The organism is Variovorax sp. 01T432, assembly GCF_056398605.1.
Genome location: NZ_JBFTPS010000096.1, coordinates 1 through 12,972, shown reverse-complemented (window position 1 = coordinate 12,972; position 12,972 = coordinate 1). Strand labels below are relative to the sequence as shown.

The window sequence follows — 12,972 nt, the reverse complement described above, 5'->3', positions numbered from 1 at the left end:
AAGCTCGACGCCATCGAGCGCAAGGCCAGCCAGGCGCTCGACCTGCCCGCGATGCCCAAGGCAAGCGCTGAACTGAGCGACGTCGTTCAGGCCCTGGGCCAGGTGGACATCCGCGCCGCGCGCGCGGCCGATGCACAGCGCGGCGCGGCGCAGGAGCTTCAATGGGCCGAGCGCCAGCGCGAGGAAGCCGCCACCGCCTCGATCCATTCCGCCGTGCGCGACGCCATCGACAGCCAGTGGGACAGGCTCTCGCGCGGGGCCCGCAGGAGCCTCGCTCCACCTCACCTGCCCATGAGCGCGATGCTCGATCCCGTCGGCGCCGCCAGCCACGCCGCAGCCGCTCACGCGATCCCTTCCACCGCGCCCGAACATCTCATCGAGGCAGTGAGTCAGGCCCTGCTGTCCATCCCCGAGGGCCAGGCCGTGCGCCGGCATCTCGCCGAGACCGGCCAGCCCTATCGCGAGCAGGACCACCCCGACTTCCATCGCATGCTGCAAGACCTCACCGGCGCGGACGTGGGCAACATGCTCCAGAGCCTGGACCGCCGCCTGCGCGCGCACGCGCAGGCCACCGTCGCCAATGCCGCCGCGCGCGACGCCGCCGTGCAGGCTCAGCGCGCCAGCGCCGAGCACGCCGCCATGGCCCAGGACACCCGCCGCGTGCAGGACCGCGCCAACCAGCCCCTCGCGACGGCACATTGCCGGCCGCCGAGAGCGCGGCAGCCAGCCCCGCGCGCGTGCAACCGGCGCCTCGGCAGGAACACCCCCGGCGGGAACAAGAAACCGAGGCCCTTGCCGATCCGGCCCCCTCCGCTCGAGCCGCCGCGCTGCCCACCATCGCCGAACTCGAACAGCGCCTCGCCAACCTGCGCGGCACCGGCGAGGACCTGGCCGCGTCACTGCCTTGCGTGCCCGCCGATCCCGTGCGCGGTCCCGCCTCGCCACCGCGCACCGCCGCGCCTCTCGAAGAAGGCGGACGGACCGCGGCCCACTGGTAGACCGGGCCGACGACGCGGGACGACTCAGCCCCGCCTCGAATCGGCAGTGGCCTCCTCCACGGCGCGCAGCAGAGAGGCGATGTCGAAGGGCTTCGTCAAGATCGACTGCGTTCCGAGCACCCGCCCGACCTCCACCATGTCCGCATAGCCCGTGGCGAGGATCACCGGCAGCGCCGGCGCCTTCTTGCGCACCTTCCTGATCACCTCGGCCCCGTTCATGCCCGGCATCGCGTAGTCGACGACGATCAGGTCCGGCAGCTCCCGCTCCAGTTCCGCCAGGCCTTCGCGCCCGTCCGCGGCGGCCCGCACGGCGTGGCCGGCATGCTGCAGGCTTTCCACGATCACGCGCCGCACGTCCTCGTCGTCCTCGATGACCAGGATGCGCCGCCGCCGGGCCAGCGCCGGGGGCGCATCCACGGCCTCCTGCACGGCCTGCGGAGGCCCCTCGTCGAGCAAGGGGAACGAGAGCTCCACCGTCGTGCCGCGACCCGGCTCGCTCATGATCCGCGCGGCCCCGCCCGACTGCTGCGCGAAGCCATACACCTGGCTCAGCCCCAGCCCCGTTCCGCTGCCCAGCGGCTTGGTCGTGAAGAAAGGATCGAACACCTTCGACAGCAAGTGCTGCGGGATGCCCGCGCCATCGTCCGTGACCGACACCACCACGCGCCGGCCCTCGGCGCCGGGCGCGCTCTCATCTTTCACGCCACTGGCGAGCACGATCCGGCCGCGGCCCTGCATGGCGTCCTTCGCGTTCACCACGAGGTTGAGCACCGCCATCTCCAGCTGGCTCGGATCGACCTTCGCCCACGCCGGGCCCACGCCCAGCTTCCATTCCAGCCGCACCGCGGCGCCCGCCGACACCGTGATCAACTCCTGCATGCCAAGCAGCAGCGCATTGACATCCGTCAGCCGCGGCAAGAGCGACTGCGCCCGCGCGAACGACAGCAGCTGGCCGGTCAGCTTGGCGCCCCGACCCACCGCGCGCCGCGCCTGCGACGCGATCTTCTCGACCTTCGGCTCCTGCGAGATGCGCGCCAGCAGGTCGAGGTTCATGCTCACGACGTGCAGTAGGTTGTTGAAATCGTGCGCGATGCCGCCGGTCAGCCGGCCGATCGCCTCCATCTTCTGGACCTGCGCCAGCGTGGCCTGCACGCGCTCGCGCTCGGCGATCTCGGCCATGAGCCGGTCGTTGGCGCCGGCGAGCTCGCGCGTGCGGGCCTCGATGCGGTCTTCCAGCTCGCGGTTGAGCTGCTGGACCGTCGCGCGCGCCTGGCCCAGTTCCTCCAGGTTGCGGCGTGTCGCGTACTGCCGCACGCGCGCGCGCACGGCGGCATCCGCCGCGCTCGCCAGCGTCTCGGCATTCACGGGCCGCTCCAGCAGCACCACGTTGCCGAGCGCGCGCAGCGATGCCCGCGCCGGCCCCGAGCGCCGCTTGGTCTGACGGGTCGTCAGCACAATGAAGGGGAAGTCCGACCAACTCGGCTGCCGCATCAGCCACAGGCTCAGGCGGTCGCCGGGCTCGACGGTGAAGGCCTCCTCCGTCACGATCGCCGCCGACGCGCCCTCCTGCAGGCCCGCCAGCAATTCATCCACCGACAGGCAGACATGGGTCGCGATCTCGCGCGCGGCCAGCACGGTCTGCACGACCTCGGCATCGCGCCCGCGCGGCGCATGCACCATGACGCGAAACTCCATCGCTAGCTTTCGATGACGCCGGGCGGGTCGCTCAGGAGGGGCTGGGTGCCGGCGTATGCGGGCACGCCCTTGAGGACGCCCACGAAATCCGTCAACGCCGCGCCGACCTCGATGCCGCGTGTCCCGAGGCGGAACTCGCGGATCGTGAGTTCATGCCTGTTGGTGCGGCTCTTCACGACCGACACCGCCTTCAGCAGGCTGCCGCGCGCTTCGAAGAAGCGGAACAGCAGGATGGCATCGCTCAGGTAGCTCAGGTCGACGTCGCTGCGGCCTTCGCCGAAGAGCCCATGCTGGCCCAGGACCAGGATGGTGGCGACGCCGCTCTGGTTCAGGTAGGTCAGCAATTCATGCATCTGCAGCAGCAGGAACTTGCCGCCCGGCATGGCCTGGAGATAGGCGTTCAGACTGTCGATGCCCACCATCGTCGCGCCGCGCTTCTCCACCGCATGGCGCACCATGTTCGCGAATTCGCCGGGGGAGACGGCGGCCGGATCGAGGGCGACGATCTCCAGCAGACCCCGGTCGATGTATTGCGCGATCGGGATGCCGAGCGCGGCGCAGCGCGTCCGCAGCGTGCCCAGCCCTTCATCGAAGAGGTAGTAGGAGGCCTTCTCGCCGCGCGCCAGCGCGGCGGCCAGGCAGGCCATCGCGGTCGTGGTCTTGCCGACGCCGGAGGGCCCCGCGAAGAGCGTATTGCTTCCGTAGCTCAAGCCGCCGCCCAGAATGGCATCGAGAGAGGCATTGCCGGTTCTGGCCGCTCTCTGCTCGAAGCTGCCGCGATGCTCGGACGCGACGAGCCGCGGGAAGAGCGCGATGCCCCCGGTGTCGAGCCGGAAATCATGGTCGCCGCCGCGGAACTTCACGCCGCGCAGCTTCACGACCCGCATGAAGCGCTTGTTCTCGCCATAGGCGCCCGTCGTCTGGTCGAGGCTGAGCACGCCATGCGCGATGCTGTGCAGCTGGAGGTCGCCGGCCTTGGAGGACCTGTCGTCCAGCATGAGGACGGTGCAGCGGCATCTCGAAAAGAAGTGCTTGAGCGCCAGGATCTGCCGCCGGTAGCGCAAGGGGTCCTGCGCCAGCAGGCGCATCTCGGACAGGCTGTCGAACACCACGCGCTGCGGCTGGAGCCTTTGGACCTCGGCCATCACGCCGCGCGTGGTCTCGCCCAATTCGACCTCGGACGGATGCAGGATGGACTGCTCAGCATCGGGGCCCAGCCCCTCGGCGGTCAGGAGTTCGAACACCGACAGCCCCTCCAGCGTCCAGCCGTGCGAGGCCGCGACCGTGCGCAGCTCGTCGGCCGTTTCCGAAAGGGTCACATAGAGGCCGGTCTGGCCTCTGGCCACCCCCTCGAGCAGGAACTGGATGCCGAGCGTGGTCTTGCCGGCCCCGGGCTCGCCTTCCACGAGGTAGAGATGGCCGACGGGCAAGCCGCCGCCCAGAACGTTGTCGAGCCCGGCGATGCCTGTGGAGGCGCGTTCCTGGGGCGGAATGAGCAATGTAGCCGCAGAAGTCATGGCCTTGATGCTCGGGCGCCTGGGCAGCCGCCCGTGTCAGTCTTCTTTACGGGGGAGCGAAGGAGAACGACGGAAGAACCCCGCCGGGATCGAGAGGGGGATCAGGCCGAAGCCAGCGATAGTCGCACGACATCGCGCCCCACCGCGACCTCATAGCCCAGGTCGTCGGCCAGCGCCTGCAGCGCGACGGCGTCGATGGCCAGCTTGCGCGGCGCCCGCAGCGCGCCGGCCATCGCATCGGCCGGCGCGGCCTCGCCGTGCCTGGCGGTGAATCGCAGCGCGTCGACGCCATCCGGCTCGACGTGGATCGCGCCGAGCGACTCCGCGCTGTCGTGCAGGTAGCCGAGCACGCCGAGGAACATGTAGCGCAACGCGGCGGCGGCCGGGAAGCGGGGTTCATCCGCCTCGGGCAAGAGCCCGCTTTCGGCATGAAGGCCGATGCCGTTGAGTTCGTAGGCCGAGCGCATCAGCGCCGTGCCCTGCTTCACCAGTTCGCTGCGCGTGATGCCCTCGTCGCCGACAGCGAGTTCCCAGTCGCGCAGCGAGCGCACGGCGGCGACCAATTCATTCAACTGCCCCTCGATCAGTGCCAGGCGCTCGTCCGCCACCTGCGGATCGCCCGAGGGCGCCTGCCGCTTCAGCAGCAGCAGACCCATGCGGATCACCGACACCGGCGCGGCCATGTCGTGGCGCAAGGTCGGAAGGGCGCGCGTGAGGAGTTCGTGGCGCACGCCGGCCGCCATCCAGCTGCGAGCCCCGGGCGAGGCCTTCATCGTGCGGCGCACTGTGCCAGGATGCGGTCGAGCGCCTCGAAGTCGATCGGCTTCTGCAGGTGGTGGTCGAAGAGGCCGGCCGCGGCCCCTCCGGACTCCCCGGCGGAAAAGCCGGAAATGGCGACCAGTAGCAAGGGCTGGCCGGACACGCCGGCGCCCTTGGCGCGCAGCCGCCGCGCCACCTCCGTACCGGGAAAGTCAGGCAGCGTGAGGTCGATCAAGGCGGCGTCGAAGTCCTCGCTGGCCCCGGCATCAACCGCCTGCTGGCCGGTGTAGGCGCAGCGAACCGTGTGGTCCTGAAGCACCAGCAGCTCCTGCAAGAGGTCCGCGGCCGCCTCGTTGTCGTCGACGATCAGCACATTCATCGGAAACTCCCTGAAAACGAAAGCCCCAGAGTATCGGGGGCCGGGGCCCACTGAGCTTGTAGGAGCTTTTCTACTGTCACTGTCGCGGCGGCTGCAGTGGCAGGCTCACGGTAAAGAGCGCCCCCTGGCCGGGCGCGCTCTCGAGATCGATCTGTCCGCCGTGCAAGCGCACGATCTGGCGGGTGATGTAGAGGCCCAGACCGAGGCCCGGGGCCTGTTTGCGACTGTCCTCGGTGCGCTCGAATTGCTCGAAGATGCGCGCCTGGTCTTCCGGGGCGATGCCCATGCCCTGGTCGCGCACGCTTATCCGCGCCACGCCCCGGGCCTCGCCGGCTTTTTCCACGACGACTTCCACCGGCTTGCCGCCGCCGTAGCGCAAGGCGTTCGTCAGCAGGTTGGTCAGCACCTGCTCGATGCGGAACTCGTCCCAGATCCCCTGGACGCCCTGCGCGCCGGCCGGCGCCTTCAGTTCGATGGTGCAGCCGGCGGCCTCGGCCTGCTGGCAAAGGCTTTCGACCACGCGACGCGCCATGGCCACCAGGTCGACAGGCTTGGGCTGGATCGACAGCGCGCCGCTGCGCATGCGCGAGACGTCGAGCATGTCGTCGATCAGGCGCACCATGTTCTGGATCTGGCGCTGGTCGCGCTCGATCATCGCCGGCAGGCGCGCGGGATCGAAGGGCGCCAGGTTGCCCTTCGACAGGTGGAGCTTGCGCACCTGCGTTTCGAGGTAGAGCGTGTTGAGCGGCGTGCGCAGCTCGTGCGACACCATGGACATGAAGTCGTCGCGCATGCGCACCGCGCGCTCCAGTTCACCGCGTGCAGTCTGCAGCTGCTGCACCAGGGCCTCCTGCTGCCGGTTCGCCGCTGCCAGGGCTTCCATCTCGCGCGCGAGCGCCTTCCGGTGCCGGTGCAGGTCCACGAACACGCTGACCTTGCTGGTCACCACGTGCGCATCCAGCGGCTTCTGCAGGAAGTCGACCGCACCGCTCTCGTAACCCTTGAACGCGTAGTTCAGCTCGCGGCCGGCCGCGCTCACGAAGATGATCGGGATATGGCGCGTGCGCTCGGTGCCGCGCATCAGCTCGGCCAGTTCGAAGCCGTTCATCCCCGGCATCTGGATGTCGACGATGGCGAGCGCGAACTCGTGGTCCAGCAGCAGCCCGAGCGCTTCCTCGGCCGAACCCGCCCTGTAGACGGGCCGGCCCGGGCCACGGATCAGCGCATCGAGCGCCAGCAGGTTCTCCGGCAGGTCGTCGACGATCAGCAGCTTGCTTTCGGCATCAAGGGGCATGGGCTGAATCCAGTTGCAGCAGCAAGGCGCGCAGCTCGCGCAGGGGAAGTACGAAGTCGGGCGCATGGGCGCCGATGGCCGCGTTGGGCATGATGTCAACCAGCGCCTCGGCGGGGTCCTGCACGGCCGTCAGGCCGCCCCCGCGGTGAATGCACAGCATGCCCCGCGCGCCATCCTCATTGGCGCCGGTCAGCAGGAATCCGGCCAGCGCCGGGCCGTAGGCATCGGCCGCGGAACACATCAGCACGTCGATCGAGGGGCGCGAAAAGAACACCGGAGGCTCGCAGCTCAGCGAGAAGCGGCGGTCGCGCTCGATGGACAGGTGGTAGCTCGGGGGCGCGAAATAAAGCGTGCCGTCAACGACCGGCGCCTTGTCCCACGCTTCCCGCACCGGGATCGGCAGGCGATGACGGAAGACTTCCGCCAGGCGGCTTTCATGCCCTTCGGGCAGGTGGATCACCACGACCACCGGAAGGCGCCAGCCGGCGGGCAGATCGCCCAGCAGCGCGAGCAGCGCATCGACGCCGCCGGCCGACGCGCCGATGACCACGGCATCGACGTGCTGCAGGGGTCGGGAGGACCGGGATCTCTTGATCGTCATGCCACCTTCCGGTAGATGCGCTCGGCGCGCGAGAGCACGTCGAAGCGCGTGGCATAGCCGGAGAAGTCGATGCTCTCCTTGGCCCCGAGCCCGAGAAAGCCGCGGTGGCACAGCGACTCGTGGAACAGCCCGAGCGCCCGGTCCTGCAGCTGGCGGTTGAAGTAGATCAGCACGTTGCGGCAGGACACCAGCTGCGTCTCGGCGAAGACGCTGTCGGTCGCCAGGCTGTGGTCGGCGAAGATCACATCGGCGCACAGCGAGGGGTCGAAGCGGGCCGCCTCGTAGGCGGCCGTGTAGTAGTCGGAAAAGGCATTCACGCCGCCCGCGCGCTGGTAGTTGGCCGTGTAGTGGCGAATCGAGTCGAGCGGGAAGATCCCCAGGCGCGCCTTCTCCAGGGAGGCCGGATTGATGTCGGTGGCATAGATCTGCGTGCGCTCCAGGAGCCCTTCCTCGCGCAACAGGATGGCGAGCGAGTACACCTCCTCGCCGGTGCTGCAGCCCGCCACCCAGACCTTGACGGTCGGGTAGGTCTGCAGCATCGGCACCACCTGGCGGCGCAGCGACAGGAAGTAGGCCGGGTCGCGGAACATCTCGCTCACGGGAATCGTCAGGTACTGCAGGAGCTGGCTGAACACGGCCGCGTCGCGCAACACCCGCTCCTGCAGCACCGAGATGCTCGGAAGATCGAATTGCGCGAGCGCATACAGCACGCGCCGCTTCTGCGAGGCGCCGGTGTAATCGCGGAAGTCGTAGCTGTACTTCATGTAGATCGCCTCCATCAGCAGGCGCAGCTCGATGTCGGTGTCGCTGGGCGGCGACTGCGGGGAATGCGGCGGCTGGATGCTCACAGCCGCTCCATCTTCGGCATCCAGACGCGCAGCAGCGAGAACAGGCGGTCGAGGTCGACCGGCTTGGCGAGGTAGTCGCTGGCGCCCGCGGCCAGGCATTGTTCCTGGTCGTCCTTCATGGCCTTGGCGGTGACGGCGATCACCGGCAGCTTCTCGAAGCGCGGGTCCTGGCGCAGCCGGCGCGTGGCCTCCAGGCCGTCCATCTCCGGCATCATCACGTCCATCAGCACGAGATCGATGTCGCGCACCTGGTCGAGCTTCTCCAGCGCTTCGCGCCCGTTGCGGCCGATCTCGACCGTCGCGCCGCGCTGCTCCAGGGCGCTGGCGAGCGCGAAGATGTTGCGCACGTCGTCGTCCACCAGCAGGATGCGCCGCCCCTCGAAGACCCGGTCGCGTCCACGCGCGGTCCGGAGCATGTTCTGCCGCTCGCTCGACAGGTCGGACTCCACCTTGTGCAGGAACAGCGTCACCTCGTCGAGCAGGCGCTCGGGCGAGCGAGCGCCCTTGATGATGATCGAGCGCGAATAGCGCAGCAGCTCGGCTTCCTCGTCGCGCGTCAGGTTGCGGCCGGTGTAGACAATGACCGGCGGGAAGGACACGATTTCCTCGGTCGCCATCCGCTTGAGCAGCTCGCTGCCCTGCATGTCGGGCAGCCGCAGGTCGGTGATCATGCAGTCGAAGACACGGGTGCGCAGCAGTTCCAGTGCTTCCTCGCCCGATTCCACGGCGGTGATGACGACGTCGTCGTCGCCGATCAGCTTCACCACGCTGTCGCGCTGCCGCGCGTCGTCCTCCACCAGCAGCACGGCCTTGAGCTTGCGCGTGAGCTTGTCTTCGAATTTCCGGAACACCTCCTTGAGCTGCTCGCGCGAGGCGGGCTTGAGCGCATAGCCGATGGCGCCCATGTGCATGGCCGCCTCGGAGCCGCCCTGCGCGGACACGATATGGACCGGGATATGGCGCGTGTGCGGGTCGTCCTTCAGGCGCTGCAGCACGCCGAGGCCCGGGCTGTCGGGCAGGCCCATGTCCAGCAGGATGGCGTCGGGCAGAAACTGGGTGGCGAGCGCGAAGCCGTCCGACGCGCCATGCGCCACCAGGCAGCGGTAGCCGAGTTCGTGCGCCAGGTCGTAGAGGATGTGGGCGAACTGGGGCTCGTCCTCGATGACGAGGACGCGGCGCGCCTGGTCTCGCGGCAGCGCGCGATCGTCGGGGAACTGCGGCGCCGGCACCTTCGCGGGCAACGGCGCCTGCCGCGCGGCGGCCGCCCTCGCCGGGGGAGGCACGGCGGGAGTGCCGGGCGAGACCGCTTGCGCTTCCTGGGCCGCGCCGTGATACCGCGCCGGCAGCTGCAGCGTGAAGGTGCTGCCCTTGCCGGGGACGCTGTGCACGCTCAGCGTTCCGCCGAGCAGCTGCGTGAGGTCGCGCGAGATCGACAGGCCGAGCCCGGTGCCGCCGTAGCGCCGTCGGGTCGTGCCGTCGGCCTGGCGGAAGGCCTCGAAGATCACCTCCTGCTCATCGGCGGCAATGCCAATGCCCGAATCGGACACGGCGAAGGACACGCCGCCCCCGGGCGCCCCCGAAATGCTGAGCACCACTTCGCCCCGGTCCGTGAACTTGAGCGCGTTCGACAGCAGGTTCTTCAGCACCTGCTCGACGCGCTGGCGATCGGTGAAGAAGGTGGAGGGCGCGTCCGGGCGCAGGTCGAGCCGGAACGCCAGCCGCTTCTGCGCGGCCAGCGGCATGAAGGTCATCTGCAGGTTCGAGGCCAGCTTCTCGGTGGCGACATCTTCGGTGACTATGTCGAGCTTGCCGGCCTCGACCTTGGCAATGTCGAGGATGTCGTTGATCAGCACCAGCAGGTCGTTGCCCGAGGTGTAGATCGACTCCGCGAACTTGACCTGCTCGGCGCTCAGGTTGCCCTGCGGGTTGTCGGCAAGCAGCTTCGCCAGGATCAGCGCGCTGTTGAGCGGTGTGCGCAATTCGTGCGACATGTTCGCGAGGAACTCGGACTTGTAGCGGCTCGCGCGCTGCAGCTCCTCGGCCCGCTCTTCCAGGTCGCGCTGCGCCCTGTGCAGTGCGGCGTTGCGCTGGTCCAGCGCCTCGGTGCGCTCGGAGAGCTGGCTGTTGGTCTGCTCCAGTTCTGCCTGCTGGTTCTCCAGCGTGGCCTGCGAGACGCGCAGCGCGCGCGATTGTTCCTCCAGTTCCTCGTTGGCGGTGCGCAGCTCTTCCTGCTGGACCTGCAGCTCCTCGTTGAGCTGCTGGGTCTCGGCCAGCACCTCCTGCAGCTGTTCACGGTAGCGCACGGCCGCGATCGAGGTTCCGATGTTGCCGGCCACGAGCTGGAGCAGTTCGGCCGCGCGCCCCTCCGGCGGGCGCAACAGGCCGAGCTCGACCACGCCGTTGACGATGCCGTCGTTGGTCGCCGGCAGCAGCACCGCGGCGGCCGGGGTCATCTCGCCCAAACCGGAGTTCACCTTGAGGTACTCGGCCGTCACCGGCGCCACCACCATCATCCGCTTCTGGACCGCGGCCTGGCCGACCAGGCCCTCGTTGGGCGAGAAGACCTGGGGCGAGGACTCGGCCGCGCCGGAGAAGCCGTAGCTGGCGACACGGCGCAGCGCGCCATGGCGTTCGCGCACGTACATCGCGCCGACGGCGCTGCCGAGCTGGCGCGAGAAGAAGGCCAGCACCTTGCGGCCCAGCTCCTGCGCGCTGAGCTCCCCCACCAGCTCCCCGCTCAGCTCGGTCTGGGCGCCGCGCAGCCAGGCCTGTTGCTGCAGGGTCTCGGAATGCATCGCCTGCTCCTGGAGCACGGCGTCATAGCTCCCGGACAGCCGCAGCAGCTGGCGGCGGCCGAAGAAGGCCAGCAATCCGGTGGTCACGAGAGTGAACAGCAGGAACAGGCCGACGATGGTCATGCTCGTGCGGTTGGCTTGCTCGTTGCGCTGGAAACGCAGGGCCTTCTCGGTATCCATGAACGCGTCGAATTCGGCGCGTATGTCGTCGGTCAGCCGCTTGCCGCGGCCGAGGCGCACCGGCTGCTGGTAATCGCCCCCGGCGCGCCGCAAGTCGATCATCTCGCGCGCGAAGTCATTCCAGGCCTTCTGCAGCGCAGCAATCCGGTCGACCCGCTCCAGCTGCGCCTGATTGTCCGAGACCAGCGTCCGGAGCGCGGCCAGGTCGCTCGCGACCCTGGGAAGCGCGCTGTCGTAGGGTTCTAGGAAGCTTGCGTCGCCGGTGATCAGGAAACCGCGCATGCCGGTTTCCATGTCGATGCTGCGGCGCTGGACTTCAGCCGCGTTGCGCGTGACGCGATCGGTATGTTCCACCCATGCGATGGTCGACAACAGATAGAAGATGAGCGCGACGAACACCAGCGCGCCGAGCACGCCGCCGGCGATCGGCAGCTTCAGGTTTCGGCTCAGCAGGCGTTGGAAATCCTGACGGTCGATCGTGGACGCAATTTTCATGAGGCAGCCGGGAGCGCAAAACCCGTCGAGCTTGCCCCATGTCCCGGCTCGCGCTTGTCGGATAAGGCCGCTTCATCGAGGGGCGGATGCGGTCACACCCAACCCGCGCGACGGAATCTGTAATAGATGTAGCCGCAGAAGCCGACGATCAGCGACAGCGCCGCCACGTAGCCATAGCGCCATTTCAGCTCGGGCATGTTGTCGAAGTTCATGCCCCAGATGCCCGCGAAGGCGGTGCACACGGCGAAGATGGCGGCCCAGGCGGCCAGGCGCTTGGTGACCTCGTTGTCCTCGATGGTGACCATCGAGAGGTTGACCTGGATCGCCGTGGCGGCGGTGTCGCGCACCGCGTCGATCGAGCTGTTGATTCGGCCGAGGTGATCGACCACGTCGCGGAAGTATTCCTGCGAGCTGATGCAGATCTGCGGCACGCGGCCGCCGTGCAGCTTGCCGATGCCTTCGAGCAGCGGCGCGACCGCATGCTTGAGCACGGTCAGCCGCAGCTTCAGTTCATAGAGACGCTTGATGTTGTCGCGCGCCTCGCCCTTGTTGAAGATCTGCTGCTCGATGGTCTCGAGTTCGACCTCCAGGGCGTCGATCACCGGGAAGTAGCGGTCGACCGCCGCGTCCATCAGCGCATAGAGCACGAAGCCCGGCCCATTGCGCAAGAGCTCGGGCTCGCGCTGGCAACGCTCGCGCACTTCGACGAAGCCATGTTCGCTGCGATTGCGCACGGACACCACGTAGTTGTGGCCCACGAAGATGTTGAGCTCGCCCACCCGCAGGGTGCCGGGCGCCTTGTCGTCGGGCTCGAGCAGATGCACGACGGCGAAGATCGAGTCGGTGTATTCCTCCACCTTGGGCCGCTGGTGGCCATGCTGCGCGTCTTCGACCGCGAGAGGGTGCAGGCCGAACTCGACCTGCAGCTCGGCGAGTTCCTCGGCCGTTGGCTCGTGGAGCGCCACCCAGACGAAGCACCGAGGCAGCGAGATGTACTCGCTGATCTTCGAGACGGGAATATCTGCGAGCTTGGTGCCGTCTTCGTAGACGACGCAATTGATGAGCATGCGAGCGACCGGTATGGAGAAGAACGAATGATCTTGCCACGGGAGCGCCCGGCGCAGGAGACGGACCATTTCTTTACGCCTTCCCTCCCGCTTTTTACGCGCTTTTTATGAGCCTCGATCTACGCTTGCCGCTCCCTTTTTCGAACGCTTCAAACAATGAGAACTCTCTCTTTCAGACCCCTTGCCGTGGCTGCACTTGCCGCCTTGCCGATGCTTGCCAGCGCGCAGCTGACCGCGAACGTGTCGCTGACGAGCAACTACAAGTTCCGCGGACAGGACCAGGACACGAGCAAGAACAAGGCGTTCAAGCCCGCGATCCAGGGCGGCTTCGACTACGCCTTCGG

General features: G+C 68.3%; 10 protein-coding genes. 1 reads left to right on the top strand and 9 read right to left on the bottom strand.

The window, feature by feature from the left end; genetic code table 11:
- Window positions 1-1,022: 1,022 nt before the first annotated feature.
- The 9 genes from AC1DNF_RS34770 to corA form a co-directional block, all read right to left on the bottom strand.
- Window positions 1,023-2,693, bottom strand: a complete 1,671-nt coding sequence (locus tag AC1DNF_RS34770) for a response regulator (protein ID WP_478153377.1) — start codon at window positions 2,691-2,693, stop codon at window positions 1,023-1,025.
- A 2-nt stretch (window positions 2,694-2,695) separates the two neighbouring features.
- On the bottom strand, window positions 2,696-4,210 hold the full coding sequence (locus AC1DNF_RS34765; RefSeq protein ID WP_478153375.1) for an ATPase domain-containing protein: 1,515 nt from the start codon (window positions 4,208-4,210) through the stop codon (window positions 2,696-2,698).
- A gap of 101 nt (window positions 4,211-4,311) precedes the next feature.
- Complete coding sequence (locus AC1DNF_RS34760) at window positions 4,312-4,983, bottom strand: hypothetical protein (protein WP_478153374.1); 672 nt, start codon at window positions 4,981-4,983, stop codon at window positions 4,312-4,314.
- Window positions 4,980-5,348: a response regulator gene (locus AC1DNF_RS34755; RefSeq protein ID WP_478153373.1), complete on the bottom strand. Its 369-nt coding sequence runs from the start codon at window positions 5,346-5,348 to the stop codon at window positions 4,980-4,982. The genes AC1DNF_RS34760 and AC1DNF_RS34755 overlap by 4 nt, the downstream gene beginning before the upstream one ends.
- Before the next feature lie 76 nt (window positions 5,349-5,424).
- Window positions 5,425-6,642 carry a hybrid sensor histidine kinase/response regulator gene (locus AC1DNF_RS34750; protein ID WP_478153371.1) on the bottom strand — a complete coding sequence of 406 codons (1,218 nt, stop codon included), beginning with the start codon at window positions 6,640-6,642 and terminating at the stop codon, window positions 5,425-5,427.
- Window positions 6,632-7,243 (bottom strand): chemotaxis protein CheB, encoded by a 612-nt coding sequence (locus AC1DNF_RS34745; RefSeq protein ID WP_478153369.1) that lies wholly within the window; start codon window positions 7,241-7,243, stop codon window positions 6,632-6,634. Before AC1DNF_RS34745 ends, AC1DNF_RS34750 begins: the two co-directional genes overlap by 11 nt.
- A complete protein-coding gene (locus tag AC1DNF_RS34740) occupies window positions 7,240-8,022 on the bottom strand; it encodes a CheR family methyltransferase (protein ID WP_478153379.1) in 783 nt (260 codons plus the stop codon). The genes AC1DNF_RS34745 and AC1DNF_RS34740 overlap by 4 nt, the downstream gene beginning before the upstream one ends.
- 65 nt (window positions 8,023-8,087) lie before the next feature.
- Window positions 8,088-11,561, bottom strand: a complete 3,474-nt coding sequence (locus AC1DNF_RS34735; RefSeq protein ID WP_478153367.1) for a response regulator — start codon at window positions 11,559-11,561, stop codon at window positions 8,088-8,090.
- 92 nt (window positions 11,562-11,653) lie between these two features.
- The gene (corA, locus tag AC1DNF_RS34730) at window positions 11,654-12,628 is read right to left on the bottom strand and encodes a magnesium/cobalt transporter CorA (protein WP_478153365.1); all 975 of its coding nucleotides are present in this window, start codon (window positions 12,626-12,628) and stop codon (window positions 11,654-11,656) included.
- A gap of 156 nt (window positions 12,629-12,784) precedes the next feature.
- On the opposite strand from corA, the gene AC1DNF_RS34725 reads away from it, so the two are divergent.
- Window positions 12,785-12,972, top strand: a 188-nt coding sequence (locus tag AC1DNF_RS34725; RefSeq protein ID WP_478153364.1) for a TorF family putative porin, incomplete at its 3' end; no start/stop codon positions are given.